Origin of the sequence: Salinicola sp. RZ23 (assembly GCF_003206675.1) — a bacterium.
GTDB lineage: Bacteria > Pseudomonadota > Gammaproteobacteria > Pseudomonadales > Halomonadaceae > Salinicola > Salinicola endophyticus.
This window is the reverse complement of record NZ_PZJK01000009.1, coordinates 146,459-160,050: the sequence shown is the minus strand read 5'-3', so window position 1 is coordinate 160,050 and position 13,592 is coordinate 146,459. Positions and strand designations below refer to the sequence as shown.

The 13,592-nt window shown below is 68.3% G+C and carries 12 protein-coding genes; 6 read left to right on the top strand and 6 right to left on the bottom strand.

Annotated features, from left to right (window positions below):
* The first annotated feature begins 29 nt into the window (after positions 1-29).
* The 3 genes from DOM67_RS10000 to DOM67_RS09990 all read left to right on the top strand — a co-directional run bounded on the left by DOM67_RS10000 (position 30) and on the right by DOM67_RS09990 (position 2,781).
* Entirely contained in the window at positions 30-872 is an 843-nt protein-coding gene (locus DOM67_RS10000) for an EamA family transporter (protein ID WP_110675499.1), read from the top strand.
* A 119-nt stretch (positions 873-991) separates the two neighbouring features.
* On the top strand, positions 992-2,065 hold the full coding sequence (locus DOM67_RS09995; protein WP_110675498.1) for an amidoligase family protein: 1,074 nt from the start codon (positions 992-994) through the stop codon (positions 2,063-2,065).
* A complete protein-coding gene (locus DOM67_RS09990) occupies positions 2,065-2,781 on the top strand; it encodes a gamma-glutamyl-gamma-aminobutyrate hydrolase family protein (RefSeq protein ID WP_110675497.1) in 717 nt (238 codons plus the stop codon). The genes DOM67_RS09995 and DOM67_RS09990 overlap by 1 nt, the downstream gene beginning before the upstream one ends.
* Here DOM67_RS09990 and DOM67_RS09985 read toward each other — a convergent pair.
* From DOM67_RS09985 to DOM67_RS09965, 5 genes are all read right to left on the bottom strand, one after another.
* Positions 2,756-3,661 carry a cation transporter gene (locus DOM67_RS09985; RefSeq protein WP_110675496.1) on the bottom strand — a complete coding sequence of 302 codons (906 nt, stop codon included), beginning with the start codon at positions 3,659-3,661 and terminating at the stop codon, positions 2,756-2,758. The two genes, DOM67_RS09990 and DOM67_RS09985, sit on opposite strands and share 26 nt — an antisense overlap.
* A 46-nt stretch (positions 3,662-3,707) precedes the next feature.
* Entirely contained in the window at positions 3,708-5,015 is a 1,308-nt protein-coding gene (locus tag DOM67_RS09980; protein ID WP_110675495.1) for an MFS transporter, read from the bottom strand.
* Positions 5,016-5,221: 206 nt separating this feature from the next.
* Positions 5,222-5,653, bottom strand: a complete 432-nt coding sequence (locus tag DOM67_RS09975; protein ID WP_110675494.1) for an OsmC family protein — start codon at positions 5,651-5,653, stop codon at positions 5,222-5,224.
* 123 nt (positions 5,654-5,776) lie between these two features.
* On the bottom strand, positions 5,777-6,280 hold the full coding sequence (gene tpx / locus DOM67_RS09970) for a thiol peroxidase (RefSeq protein WP_110675493.1): 504 nt from the start codon (positions 6,278-6,280) through the stop codon (positions 5,777-5,779).
* A gap of 160 nt (positions 6,281-6,440) precedes the next feature.
* Entirely contained in the window at positions 6,441-7,034 is a 594-nt protein-coding gene (locus tag DOM67_RS09965) for a DUF1415 domain-containing protein (protein WP_342588196.1), read from the bottom strand.
* 138 nt (positions 7,035-7,172) lie between these two features.
* Between DOM67_RS09965 and DOM67_RS09960 the strand changes: the two genes are divergently transcribed.
* On the top strand, positions 7,173-8,072 hold the full coding sequence (locus tag DOM67_RS09960) for an aldo/keto reductase (protein WP_110675492.1): 900 nt from the start codon (positions 7,173-7,175) through the stop codon (positions 8,070-8,072).
* 54 nt (positions 8,073-8,126) lie between these two features.
* On the opposite strand, the gene nfi is transcribed toward DOM67_RS09960, so the two are convergent.
* Complete coding sequence (gene nfi, locus DOM67_RS09955) at positions 8,127-8,858, bottom strand: deoxyribonuclease V (protein ID WP_110675491.1); 732 nt, start codon at positions 8,856-8,858, stop codon at positions 8,127-8,129.
* Positions 8,859-9,051: 193 nt separating this feature from the next.
* On the opposite strand from nfi, the gene DOM67_RS09950 reads away from it, so the two are divergent.
* Positions 9,052-10,290, top strand: coding sequence for an exonuclease SbcCD subunit D C-terminal domain-containing protein (locus tag DOM67_RS09950; protein ID WP_110675490.1), 1,239 nt, complete (start codon positions 9,052-9,054; stop codon positions 10,288-10,290).
* On the top strand, positions 10,287-13,586 hold the full coding sequence (locus tag DOM67_RS09945; protein ID WP_110675489.1) for an AAA family ATPase: 3,300 nt from the start codon (positions 10,287-10,289) through the stop codon (positions 13,584-13,586). The genes DOM67_RS09950 and DOM67_RS09945 overlap by 4 nt, the downstream gene beginning before the upstream one ends.
* Positions 13,587-13,592: the final 6 nt, after the last annotated feature.

The window sequence follows — 13,592 nt, the reverse complement described above, 5'->3', positions numbered from 1 at the left end:
GGAATCGAAAGCCGGCACCAGGACACGTCGTGACCACACCCATTCTCCTCGCCGTGCTCGCCGGCGCCCTGATGCACGCCAGTTGGAACGCCCTGGTCAAGGTGGGCCTCGATCGTCTGCTCAGCCTGTCGCTGATCCAGGTCGCCTGCGCCCTGATCTCCCTTGCCTGCGTCGCCTTCGTACCACTGCCCAGCGCCGCTGCCTGGCCGTGGCTGGTCGCTTCCGCCTTCCTGCACATCGGCTACAACGTGTTCCTCGCCCGCGCCTATCGCAGCGGTGACCTGGGTCAGGTCTACCCCATCGCCCGCGGCTGCGCGCCACTGCTGGTGACCCTGGTCGGGGCCTTCGCCCTCAGCGACTCGCCCACCGCCTTCGGCTACGCCGGCATCGCACTGCTGGTCCTGGGTATCTTCAGCATGGCGTTTCGCGGCAGTGCCCAACACCGTCTGTCACGCACGGCCCTGGCCAATGCCCTGATCACCTCGGTGTTCATCGCCGGCTACACCCTCACCGACGGCAGCGGCGCACGGGTCAACGGCAGCGCCGCCGGCTACGTGGTGTGGCTGTTCCTGCTCGATGGCCTGGGCATGCTGCTGACGCTGGTGCTGATGCGCGGGCCGGGCGTGCTACCGACCCTGATCGGGTACTGGCGGGTCGGGCTGATCGGCGGCGCGCTCTCGCTGAGCGCCTACGGCATCACCATCTGGGCGATGACCCAGGCACCGATCGCCCTGGTCGCGGCGCTGCGCGAAACCAGCGTGCTGTTCGCCATCGCCATCGGCGTGATCTGGCTCAAGGAGCCGCTGCGACGCGAACGCCTGGTGGCCGGTGGGCTGATTCTGGGCGGCGTGGTACTCAGCCACTGGGGCTGATGACGCGCCCTGCGCCCCTGCCCGCGGCGCCGATCATCCGCCAAGGTCTGCCGGATCCTGACAAGGCGACTGTCATCCACTCTCAGGCCTGCTAGGCTCTGAATGAACGAGCTGCTCTGATGCCGTCGAATCATCGCCACGATCACTCACCCGTGGCCGCGCCACCGCGTACCGGCAAGGAGTCCGATGTGCCCCTGACAACGCCCCCGCAACCCGACAACCGTTATGGCCGTGCCCGCTGCGTCGGGGTGGAGATCGAGTTTGCCGGCATCGCCCCGCTGGCCGCCGCGCGTCTGGTCGAGGCGACCTTCGGCGGCACGCTCAAGCACGACAGCGCCCATCGCCTGCGGGTCGCCGACACGCCCTGGGGCACCTTCCATATCGAGCTCGACAGTCAGTACGTGCATCCGGATGCCGCACTGCTGGCGCGCGCGCAGTCGGACAACGGCCAGCCGCCGGGCATCGGCGAGCACCTGCGTGCCAGCCTGCACTCACGTACCCGCGAATGGCTGGGCGACATGGTCGCCGGGCTGGTGCCCACCGAGATCGTCTGCCCGCCGCTGCCATGGCACGCCCTGGCCGAGCTCGATGCACTGTTCGACGCCCTGCGTAGCCATGGCGCCGAGGGCACCGATGCCAGCCTGATCTACGCCTTCGGGCTGCACCTCAATCCGGAGATTCCGGCGCCGGAGGTGGAGAGCGTACTTGCCCACCTGCGCGCCTATCTGATCCTGGCCGAGTGGCTGCGCGACCAGATCGTGGTCGACCTTACCCGGGACATGCTGCCGCACACCCGGCCCTTCTCCGAGACCTACGCAAGCCTCGTGCTCGACCCGGACTACCAGCCGACGCTGCCGCAGCTGATCGACGACTACCTGGAGGCCAACCCCACCCGCAACCGTGAGCTCGACCTGCTGCCGCTGTTCGCCTGGCTGGCCCCGGACCACCCCAGCCCGCTGCTGCAGGAGGGGCTGGTCAAGCCGCGTCCGACCTACCACTACCGGCTGCCCAACGCCTCGCTCTCCGATCCCGACTGGGGCGCCAGCCTGGAGTGGAACCGCTGGGTCGAGGTCGAGCGCCTGGCCGCCGACCCGGCGCGCCTGGCCGAGCGCTGCGCGGCCTACCGCGAGCACCTGGCGCAGCCGACGCTGAGCCGCTGGCTCGACTCGCTGCAGCGCTGGATGCGCTCCTGATGGCCGGTGAGAAGCGCGGCCGGCGGCCGCTGATCGGCATCACCACCTCGGACCAGAAGAGCCGCATGGCGTGGTGGTGCGACTGGATCTCGGTGTGGCGCGCCGGCGGGCTGCCGCTGCGGGTATCACCGGCCCGCCCGCTGCAGCGCGAACTGGATGGCCTGATCATCGGCGGTGGCGATGATATCGGCGCCCAGCGCTACGGCGGCGAGATGCAGCTCGACGTGCGCATCGACCCCGCCCGCGACGAGCTCGAACTCGACCTGCTCGCCACCTGCCTGCCGCGCGGGCTGCCGATCCTGGGCATCTGCCGCGGCGCGCAGATGATCAACATCCATCTCGGCGGCAGCCTGATCGGCGATATCCAGTCCACCTACCGACATATCCGCAATCGGCGCACGGTGCTGCCACGCAAGCGCGTGGAGATCGATCCCTACAGCCGACTGGCCGAGATTCTCAACCGCCGCTACTGCCAGGTGAACAGCCTCCACCACCAGGCGGTGGATCGCCCCGGCGAGGGTCTCAAGGTGGTGGCGCGGGATCGCAACGAACTGGTCCAGGCGATCGAGAGCGAACACCATGCGTTCCTGATCGGGGTTCAGTGGCACCCGGAGATGATGCTCTTCAGCCGCTCCCAGCAGCGCCTGATCCGCGCACTGGTGCAGGCGGCCGGCAGCCCGCGGGAGGCCGCTACAGCCAGCGCTGATCCGCAGTGAAGGCAACGGTGAACCAGCGCTGCTCGGCGGGCATGCTGAGCCCGGCGGCGATCTCGGCGCGAATCTCGTCGCACACGGCGATCCCGCCGTCGCGGGCGAACTCGGGGGTGGTCAGGATATGCACCTCGATGGTGTACACGCGACCGCTCTTGGCCACGTAGCTGTCGAAGGCCAGCAGCCCTTCGCGGCGCATGACCGGTGCCATCGCCGCCCGCACCTCGCTGTCGAGCCGCGACGGCGCCACCATCAGCACCTCGCGCATGGCGCGGTAGACGATCCGCAGCGGGATCGGCACGAACACCAGGGTCAACAGCATCACCAGGGTGGTGTCGACATAGGGGATCCAGCCGGCGTAGCGGGTGCCCTCCATCGCCCAGGCGAGCAGGAAGGCGATCAGCAGCGCGCTGGTGATGAGCCCCGCCATCAGCCAGTTCTGCAGATCGATGCGCACGAACTCCGAGCGTGCACGGCGGTTGAGCTGGCGCTCACAGAAGAACAGGGTGAAACAGATCAGGCTCACCGCCACGGCGTAGCCCAGTGCCAGCCCAAGCTGCGGCTCGCTGCCGCCCTTGAGCCAGGTGCCGAGGGCGTTGAGGAAGGCGTAGAAGCAGAGCAGCACCAGTACCGCGCCGTTGAAGGCCGCGGCCATCGGTTCCAGATGCCAGTAGCCGAGCTGGAAACGGCGGGTCGATTCGCGCATCACCAGCCGCGTCACCGCCAGCGCCAGCATCGACATCGCCGCATCGATCGAGGAGAAGACGCCGTCGAACAGGATCGCCTCCGAGCCCGAGATCAGGCCCAGTGACACGCCCAGGGCAGAGACCACCAGAGTGGCGGCGATGGAGAGGGTCAGAATGCGCTGTTCGAGGGTCGCGGGCATCGCCCTGCTCCGGGTGACGCGCCCCGTGTGGCGGGGCGCGGAGATCTCACGACGGCATCACCGCCAGCCGACGGCCGCCCGGCGCCCACAGCAGGAACAGCCCGATCAGCACGCCGAGCAGCGCCAGCGCGGCGATGTAGTAGGCCGGCGCCGCCGGATGCGAAATCATCAGGGTCGACACCACCACCGGGGTGAAGCCACCGAAGATGGCATAGGCGACATTGTAGGAGAACGACAGCCCCGAGAAGCGCACCACCGCCGGGAACGACTTCACCGCGATGGTCGGTACCACACCGACGATACCCACGCCGAACCCGGCCAGGCAGTAGCTCCACAGCAGCTGGCTGGGGTCCTCTGGCACCGTGTGCATCATCACCCAGTAGGCGCCACCCAGCAGCAGGCTCCACAGGATCAGGGTCACGCCGCTGCCCAGGCGGTCGGCGCACCAGCCGGCGGCGATGCTGCCGAACACGGTGCAGACGATGGCCCAGACGTTGGCATAGGAGGCATCGATGGCGTAGAGGCTCTTGAGCAGGCTCGGGGTGAGCAGCAGCACCACCACCACGGCGCCGGTCAGGATCCAGGTCACGCCCATCGACAGCACCACGCTGTTGAGATGGCTGGAGAGCACCCGCTTGACCGGTAGCCCCTGGGAGAGCGCCTTCTTGGCGCGCATCTCGGCGAACACCGGGGTCTCTTCCAGGTAGCGGCGCAGGTAGACCGCGATGAAGCCGAAGACCCCACCGATCAGGAAGGGCACCCGCCAACCGTAGGCGCTGATCTCCTCGGCGCTGTAGTAGGACTTGAAGAAGGCCGAGATGATCGAGCCGATCAGGATACCGGCGACCAGCCCCGAGGCCAGGGTGCCACAGGCCAGACCGACGTCCTTGCGCGAGACGTGCTCGGTGACGAAGACCCAGGCCCCGGGCACCTCGCCGCCCACCGCCGCGCCCTGCAGGATGCGCATCAGCACCAGCAGCAGCGGTGCGGCGTAGCCGATCGTCTCATAGGTGGGCAGGCAGCCGATCAGCAGGGTCGGCACCGACATCAGGAAGATCGACAGCGTGAACATCCGCTTGCGCCCCAGCAGGTCGCCGAAGTGCGCCATGATGATGCCGCCCAGCGGCCGCGCCAGATAGCCGGCGGCGAAGATGCCGTAGGTCTGCACCATGCGCAGCCACTCGGGCATCTCCGGCGGGAAGAACAGCGCCCCGATGACCGTGGCGAAGTAGACGAAGATGATGAAGTCGTAGAACTCCAGCGCGCCGCCGAGGGCGGACAGCGACAGGACCTTGATGTCTCCGCGAGACAGGGGGCGCGACGGGGCCGCGTCGTATTGGGGAAGAGTTGCCATGGCTGTTGTCTTGTGTCGTGGGGCGTCGAAGTCGGGTGTGTCCCTGTTCCCGCCCGGGCGCCGTGAAGCCGGCAGCGGATGTCAGGCAAGACGCGCGGGGCAGAGTACGTTAACAGAGTCCCAACACGCCGTCATGGCCCTGAACGCCGCCCAAAACGCAGCGAGCCGGCCCTGGGGCCGGCTCGCGGTGGTCAGCGCCAGGCGCCTCAGCTCTCGAGCTTGGCGTCCAGCGAGATCTTGGCGTTGAGCAGCTTGGAGATCGGGCAGCCCTCCTTGGCCTTCTGCGCGGCGCTGTCGAAGGTCGCCTGATCGGCACCGGGGATCTTGGCCACGGTCTTGAGCTCGACCGCGGTGATGGTGAAACCGCTGTCATCCTGCTCCATGATCACGGTGGCCTCGGTCTTGATGCTCTCGGGCTCGATACCCTCCTCGCCCAGCATCATCGACAGCGCCATCGAGAAGCAGCTGGCATGCGCGGAGGCGACCAGCTCCTCCGGGTTGGTGCCGGGCTGACCCTCGAAGCGGGTATTGAACCCGTAGGGGTTCTCCTTGAGCGCACCGCTCTGGGTGGACACCACGCCCTTGCCCTTCTTGAGGCTGCCTTTCCATTCGGCGGAACCGGATTTCTTGATCGTCATCATCGTCTCCATGGGTCGTGTGAAGGCTGCGGTCGTCGTCCGCATCCATCCTTGGGGATGGCTCGCGGATCAGTGTAGACCATGCCTTCAACTCTCATCGAACTTAGGATCTTTCCTGTCCACCTAGGCGTCGAGCGCGCCGATCGCCGCGTCGTAATCCGGCTCCTGCTTGATCTCGCTGACCAGCTCGGCGTGGATCACCCGATCCTCTTCGTCGAGCACTACCACCGCCCGCGCGCACAGCCCGGCCATGGGACCGCTGTCCAGCGAGACACCATAGAGCTGGCGGAATTCGGGATGGCGGAAGCAGGAGAGCGTGCTGACGTCGTCGAGCCCTTCCGCCCCGCAGAAGCGCACCTGGGCGAACGGCAGGTCCGCCGACACCACCAGCACCACGGTATTGTCGAGCTGGCTGGCACGCTCGTTGAACTTGCGCGCCGACATCGCACAGGTCTGGGTGTCGATGCTGGGGATGATGTTGAGCACCTTGCGCTTGCCGGCGTAGTCATCGAGCTGGACATCCTTGAGCTCGGCATCGGTCAGCGTGAACGGCGGCGCCTTGTCGCCCTTCTCGAGAAAACGGCCACTCACCTCGACGGGTTCACCGCCACGGGTAACGGTCTGCATGGTATCGCTCCTTGGAAGGCCCCGCAGGGGCCCACTGACAACGGCTGAAGACGGGAGGCCCGGACAGTCGGCGCCTCCGCCCCAGATCCCTCCCCAGAGTAGTCCCGACACGGCATTGCAGCCATCGACATGCGTCGCCGCCGCAGGCGTGGGGCTTGCGTCACTCGGCCTCCCGTACCGCCAGCCCGGCCGCCAGCGCCGCCGAGCCGGGTTCGCGCAGCCGCGCCATGTTGCGCTCGGGAATGCCTTCGGGGTCGGCATGGTGCGCGATCGCTCGCTCGAGCTCGGCCTCCCGCAGGAGGTGCAGCATCGGCCAGGGGGAACGGTTGGTGGCGTTGGCAGGATCGGTCGCCTCGACCCCCTCGAACACATAGTCCGGGTGGAAACTGGCCAGCTGATAGATGCCGACATAGCCCTGATCTTCCAGCAGCCGCTCGGCCAGCTCGAGCCAGTCCAGATAGTCGTCGAAATCCTCCATGCCCGCGGGCGCGATCAGCAGCGTGGTGGCGATCGCCGCGTTCGCATCGAGATGCCGGCACTCGGCGATCAGTTCGTGCAGCAGCCCTTCCAGGTCACTGGCCTCGGCCACGGCGTAGCGAATGGCATCCCGACGCATCTCGCGACCGGCAAAGGGACAGATATCGTGGGCCACGACGAAGGATTCGACCCAGGCCCGGGTCTGATGGAGCGAAGAGGGTTCGATGAGGAGTCTCCTGAAACCGGTAGACGATGACTGCGATACGTTGACCCGCACCGGGCCGCGGTTCACCCAAAACCAACGCAAGGAATACAGGCGTCAAACAAGGTGACACGAAGACCGACGAAGGGGTTTGCGAAACCCGCGAGTGGCGACCAGCATAACAGTAACGCCTCAACCGACAGGGAGTATTCCATGCCCCGGCAGATACCACGGATCGAATTGCCCGAGTCCCGAAGCGCCCCGTCGCTGGCCTTGCCGGCCATCGGCCAGGGCACCTGGTATATGGGCGAGAATCGGGTGCCGCGCCAGCAGGAGGTGGCGGCGTTGCAGCACGGCCTGGACCTTGGCCTGACGCTGATCGATACGGCCGAGATGTATGGTGACGGCGGTGCCGAGGAGGTCGTCGGCGAGGCGCTACGCGGTCGTCGCGACGACGCCTTCGTGGTCTCCAAGGTCTACCCCTGGAACGCCGGTCGCGACAGCGCCATCGCCGCCTGTGAAGGCAGCCTCCAGCGGCTGGGGATCGAGACCCTCGATCTCTATCTGCTGCACTGGCCCGGCAGCATCCCCCTGGAAGAGACCTTCGAGGCGTTCGAGCGGCTGCGCGATCAGGGCAAGATCCGCCGCTTTGGCGTTTCCAACTTCGATGCCAGCAGCCTCAGGGCCATGGAAGCCCTGCCGGCCGCCGCCGATTGCGCGACCAATCAGGTGCTCTACCACCTCGGTTCCCGCGGGATCGAGGTCGATGTCATGCCCTGGATGCAGGATCACCATATGCCGGTGATGGCTTACTGCCCCCTCGCCCAGGGCGGTCGACTGCGTGCCAAGCTGCTCTCCGCTACCGTGGTCAACGAGATCGCCGACAAGCATGGCGCCAGCGCCGCCCAGATCCTGCTGGCCTGGAGCATTCGCCCCGCCTGCCACCAGCACGAGAGACCAAGGCCGGTGGTCGCCATCCCCAAGGCATCGACCCTGGCCCACGTGGATGCCAATGCCGCCGCCTTGAACATCGCCCTCGACGCTGACGATCTCACCCGGCTCGATGACGCCTTCCCGGCACCCCGGGAGCCGGTATCGCTGGATATCGTTTAGGCTATGGACGAAAACTGTCTGCGCTCGGCAATACCGGAGAGCTAGGCAGCGCGGCTACAGCGACAGCTGCCCGCTGACCGCCACCTCGCCCTTCCTCGATGCCAGCCGATCCGCCAGCCGGGTCGGCTCCGGCAGCTTGGTCCGGCCCAGGCAGCGCACCACCCAATCGACCGCGGTGGGCAGGGAGAGCCGGTGCCCCGGCGACACGAACAGCGGCTTCACCCCCTCCCGCGAGCGCAGCACCGCACCGATGGTGACCCGGCCGCGGGCGTCGACACTGACATCGCTCGGGTCCTCCTCGCGCCGCCGGTCGGTCAGCGGCGTCCACTCCCCCTTGGCCGACGGCACCTCGCCGAACTGGCCGCACAGCCGGCTCTTGCCCACACCGATGGTCGGCAGATCGAGCCACAGCCCCAGATGCGAGGCGATGCCCAGACGACGCGGATGGGCGATGCCCTGGCCGTCGACCATGATCAGATCCGGGCGCCGGGAGAGCTGCTCGAAGGCCCCCAGCGCCGCCGGTATCTCGCGAAACGACAGCAGCCCCGGCACATAGGGCATGCGCGTCGGCTCGCGATGCACCACCTGTTCCACCAGCGCAAGCGACGGCCACTCGAGCAGCACCAGCGCCGCGCGGGTGGTCTCCCCGCCATCCTCGAAGCCGATATCCATGCCGGCGATCAGGCCCACCTCGCCCAGCGTATCCTCGCGCCTGACGCTCGGTGCCAGCCGCTTCTGCAGGGCGATCGCCGCCTCCGGCGTCAGGTTCCAGTCATGTAGTGCCATGGCGGTGGTGCTCTCCCGTGCTGTCGACGTCCAGAAGCCTAGTCACGGCGCACGCGTCTCTCCAATGCGCCGCGCCTTCGATCCGCCCATGGCCGTTCTTTTCCTCCGCCGATCTTCTCCGAGGCGGTCGTCGCGTTACACTTGGCATCGCGCTTGCCGCTTCACCCTCTCAGACGTCACAAGGCGCCGCATCGTGAAACTCTTCCACACCGCCGACTGGCATCTGGGCCAGTCCTTCCATGGCCAGGAGCGCCATGTCGAACAGCGCGCCTTTCTCGACTGGTTGCTGGCGACGCTCGCCGAGCGCCAGCCCGATGCGCTGCTGATCGCCGGTGACATCTTCGATGTGGTCAATCCCTCGCTGCGGGCCCAGGAACTGCTCTACGACTTCATCGTCGCCGCCCACGCCGCCCTGCCGACGCTGGAGATCGTGATGATCGCCGGCAACCACGACAGCGGTTCGCGCATCGAACTGCCGGCGCCGCTGATGAAGCGTCTCAAGACCCATGCCCTGGGGCGGGTGCACTGGCTCGAGGATGGCAGGCTCGACAGCGAGCACCTGCTGGTGCCGCTGCCCGACGCCACGGGGGAGATTCGCGCCTGGTGCCTGGCCTTGCCCTTTCTGCGTCCGGCGGAGGTCACCGGCGGCGATGTCGACGACTACCGCGACGGCATCGCCCGCGTGCACCGCGAGCTGGTCGCAGCCGCCGAGGCCCGCCGCGAACCGGGCCAGGCGCTGGTGGCGATGAGCCACGCCCATCTGCAGGGCGCCGCCGTCTCCGAGGCGAGCGAACGGCCGATCGTGATCGGCGGTGAGGAGGCGATCTCCGCCGCGCTCTTTCCGCCCTCGATCGCCTATGTAGCGCTGGGTCATCTCCATCGGCCACAGCAGGTGGGCGAGCCGCGCATCCGCTACAGCGGTTCGCCGCTGCCGCTGGACTTCAGCGAGAGCCACTACCGCCATCAGGTGCTCGAAGTGAGCCTGAACGGGGCCGAACTCGACACCGTCGAGAGCCTGCCGATACCTCGCCACGTGGCGCTGGAGCGCATCGGTCCGGGCAGCGTCGAGGCGGTCGAGGCCGAGCTGATGGCGTGGCAGCCCGAATCCAGCACCGGGGAGGCGCTGCCGCGGGAGCGCTGGCCGTGGCTGGAGGTGCGCGTGGCGCTCGAGACGCCGCAGCCCGATTTGCGCGCCCGGATCGAGGCGGCGATCGCCGACAAGCCGCTGCGGCTGCTGCGCATCCACAGCCACTACCCCAACGCCGGGGGCGACACCGCGAACAGCATCGCGGTCGATCTCGACAGCCTCACCCCCCAGGAGATCTTCGCCCGCCGCTGGCAGGCCGAGTATGGCGAGACACCGCCGGAAGCGGTGGCGCGGGATTTCGCCACCCTGGTACAGGAGGTACAGGACGCGGAGCCAGACACATGAAGATACTCGCCATCCGGCTGGAGAACCTGGCCTCGCTGGCAGGACGCCACGAGCTCGACTTCACCACCGCCCCGCTCGCCGACCAGGGGCTGTTCGCCATCACCGGCCCCACCGGCGCCGGCAAGAGCACCCTGCTCGATGCGCTCTGCCTGGCGCTCTATGGCAGCACGCCGCGACTGCGCCGAGCGCCGGGTCAGGGCTCTGAAATAGAAGATATCGATGGCAGCAAATTGGGCACCTCCAACCCGAGCACTCTGCTTCGTAGAGGCTGCGCTAGCGGGTTTGCCGAGGTCGACTTTCTAGGCCGCGACGGTAGAAAATATCGAGCCAATTGGTCAGTTCGCCGAGCAAGAGACAAGATCGATGGCAGTTTACAAAAATCAGGGCAATCTTTAATTGACCTAGATAACAATCAGATACTCTCAGCGCAGAAGCGTGAATTCAAAGAGCTGGTAAAAGAGAAGGTCGGTTTAGACTTTGAGCAGTTCACCAGAGCAGTGATTCTCGCGCAAAACGAATTCACTGCATTTCTTAAGGCAGAAGATAATGAGCGTGGGGCTCTACTAGAGCAGCTAACAAATACCCAGCACTACTCCGCCATCTCGCGCGCCGCCTTCCAGCGCACGCGCACGGCCAGAGGCGCGCTGGAGGCGATCGAGGCGCGCCTCGCCGACGCCCTGCCGGCGGACACCGAGGCCCGCGCCGACCTGGAGCGCGAGGCCGCATCACAGCAGCAGGCGCTGGCAGCGCTGCAGACCCGGCGCGAGCAGCTGCGTGGCGAGGGCACCGAGCTCGAACGCCAGGCCCGGCTGAGCGCCGACTGGCAGCAGGCCGAGAGCGCCCTGCAGGCGGCCGAGGCAGCGATCGCCGCCGCCCAGGAGGAGCGCCACACCCTCGCCCAGCTCGACGCCATTGCCCCCTGGCGCGAGCGTGCCCAGCAGCGACGCAGCCTGGCAGAGACCCTGGCCCGGCGTGGGCAGCAGCTGGCCGAAGCCCGCGCCGCACTCGACCGCTGCGACGGCGAACGCCAGGCCCTGACACCCGAGCTGGAAGCCGCCAGCACCGCCCGCGAACGCGCCGCCGCCGCGCAGCGCGACGCGCAGCCCGAGCTGGAGCAGGCGCGCCAGCTGGAGAGCGAGCGTGATCGGCTCCAGCAGCAGTGCGATCAGCAGCACGCGGAGCAAGCGCAACTCAATGCCGCCGCGGCCGAGAGCGCACAGCAGCAGACGCAGCTACAGCAGCGCCTGGCCACCCAGGCGCAGCAGATCGAGGCCCAGCAGCAGCACCTCGCTGCGCTGCTGGAGACAGCGACGACGGAGACCGCCGCGGCTGACCTGCGCGCCGCCCTCAACCACAGCCGTGACAGCGTCCAGACACGGCTAGACGCCCTGGACACTCTGACCCAGGCGTGGCGCGAACGCGAGCGTCTGGATCATGAGCAGGCGACGCTGCAGCAACAGCTCGCAGAGAGCCGCGAACGGCTGACCCAACTCGAACAGGCGGGCCAGCAGGCCAAGCGCGATCTCACCGCAGCCGAGCAGCGCCAGGCCCAGATCGGCGAACAGATCGAGAGCGCCCGCGCTGCGCGCAGCGACGAGGTCGCGCGGCTACGCCAGCAGCTGCGTGAAGAGACGCCGTGCCCGGTGTGTGGCGCCACCGATCACCCCTACCGCGACGCGCCGCCGGCGCATCCGGGGGAGGCGCTGGTCGCCAGCATCGAAGCCCAGGAGCGACAGCAGCTCGAGCAGGAGGCCCAGCGCGTGGCGGCCGCCCGAGAACAGCATCAAGAGCTGAGCGTCGAGTGGCGCAGCTGCCGCCAGACGCTGCTGGCTGCCGAGCAGCGCCAGCAAGCGCTGGTGCCGGCCCGCGATGCCGCCGCCAGTGCCCTGGCCGACCACCCGCTGAGCGCCGAGCTGAGCGACGCCGAGCACCCTGGCGAGTGGCTGCAAAGCCAGCGCGGGCAGGCCCGGGATGAACGCCAGGAGGCCAGCGAGCGGCTGCAGAGGCTCGACACCATCGAACGCACCCTGGACCCGCTCGAACGTCAGCGTCAGAGCCTGACCCTGGCGCTGGGCAAGCTGGAGACACACCAGGCCCTCGACCGGACTCGCCTGGAGACGCTCGCCGCCGCACTGCCGGAGCTGGAGCAGGCGCTGACACGCACACACCAGGCACTCGGCGCGGCGCTGGGCGAGCACGCCTCGGCCCAGGCCTGGCAGGCCGCGCTGGAGGCGCAGCGCCAGCAGACGCAGCAGCGGTGGGAAGCGCACCAGGCGCAGTGGCAGACGCTGGAGCAGACCCACGCACGGCTGACCCAGCAGATCGCCGATCTGACCCAGCGCCAGCAGGAGGAGCAGGCCACCCACGCCGAGCTCGAGCACGCCTGGCAGGCGTGGCGGCGCACCCAGCCCGAGCTCGACGAGGCGCGGCTGGAGACCCTGCTGGGCTACACCGAGACCGCACATCGACAGCTGCGCGAGACCTGCGAGCGGCGCGAGCGCGAGCGCGACGCAGCCCGGGTCGCCGTCGAGGAGCGCCGCCGCGCCCTGATCGAGCAGCGCCGTCTGCTACTGCCAGAGACCCCCGAGGCGCGGCTGCTCGATACCGAGCACGAAGATGCGCTGAGCGCGCGCCACGCTGCCCAGCGCGAGCGCCTGCAGGCACTGGAGAGCGAATGGCAGGCACAGCAGCGGCGCCGCGACACCGCCCAGCAGCAGCTCGCCGAGGACGACCGCCGGCGCCAGGTACAGCAGGAGGGGGCGCGCCAGCGCGAAGCGGCGGCGCAGGAGTTGCAGCGCTGGGAGCGGATCAACGGCCTGATCGGCAGCGCCGACGGCAAGCGCTTCCGGCGCATCGCCCAGGCCTACAACCTCGACCACCTGTTGACCCACGCCAACCAGCACCTGCGCGCGCTGACGCCGCGCTACCGCCTGGAACGGGGCGGCAGCGAGCTGGGCATTCTGGTGATCGATGGCGACATGGCCGATGAGCGGCGCTCGGTGCACTCGCTCTCCGGCGGCGAGACCTTCCTGGTGTCGCTGGCCCTGGCGCTGGGGCTGGCCTCGATGGCCTCGCACCAGCTGGCGATCGAGTCGCTGTTCATCGACGAGGGCTTCGGCAGCCTCGACCCGGCATCGCTGGCGCTGGCGATGGATGCCCTCGATGGCCTGCAGGCCCAGGGCCGACGCGTCGGTGTGATCTCCCACGTGCAGGAGATGCACGAGCGAATCCCGCTCCAGATCCGGGTCGAGCCCAAGGGCAACGGCTCCAGCGAGGTGCGCCTGCAGCGCAACTGAGCGCGG

Excerpts from the sequence above, each read along its gene's own strand:
- DOM67_RS09990 (WP_110675497.1), top strand. The coding sequence starts at position 2,065 with ATGGCCGGTGAGAAGCGCGGCCGGCGGCCGCTGATCGGCATCACCACC.
- tpx (WP_110675493.1), bottom strand. The coding sequence starts at position 6,280 with ATGCAGACCGTTACCCGTGGCGGTGAACCCGTCGAGGTGAGTGGCCGT.
- DOM67_RS09975 (WP_110675494.1), bottom strand. The coding sequence starts at position 5,653 with ATGACGATCAAGAAATCCGGTTCCGCCGAATGGAAAGGCAGCCTCAAG.
- nfi (WP_110675491.1), bottom strand. The coding sequence starts at position 8,858 with ATGGCACTACATGACTGGAACCTGACGCCGGAGGCGGCGATCGCCCTG.
- DOM67_RS09980 (WP_110675495.1), bottom strand. The coding sequence starts at position 5,015 with ATGGCAACTCTTCCCCAATACGACGCGGCCCCGTCGCGCCCCCTGTCT.
- DOM67_RS09995 (WP_110675498.1), top strand. The coding sequence starts at position 992 with ATGCCGTCGAATCATCGCCACGATCACTCACCCGTGGCCGCGCCACCG.
- DOM67_RS09985 (WP_110675496.1), bottom strand. The coding sequence starts at position 3,661 with ATGCCCGCGACCCTCGAACAGCGCATTCTGACCCTCTCCATCGCCGCC.
- DOM67_RS09945 (WP_110675489.1), top strand. The coding sequence starts at position 10,287 with ATGAAGATACTCGCCATCCGGCTGGAGAACCTGGCCTCGCTGGCAGGA.
- DOM67_RS09960 (WP_110675492.1), top strand. The coding sequence starts at position 7,173 with ATGCCCCGGCAGATACCACGGATCGAATTGCCCGAGTCCCGAAGCGCC.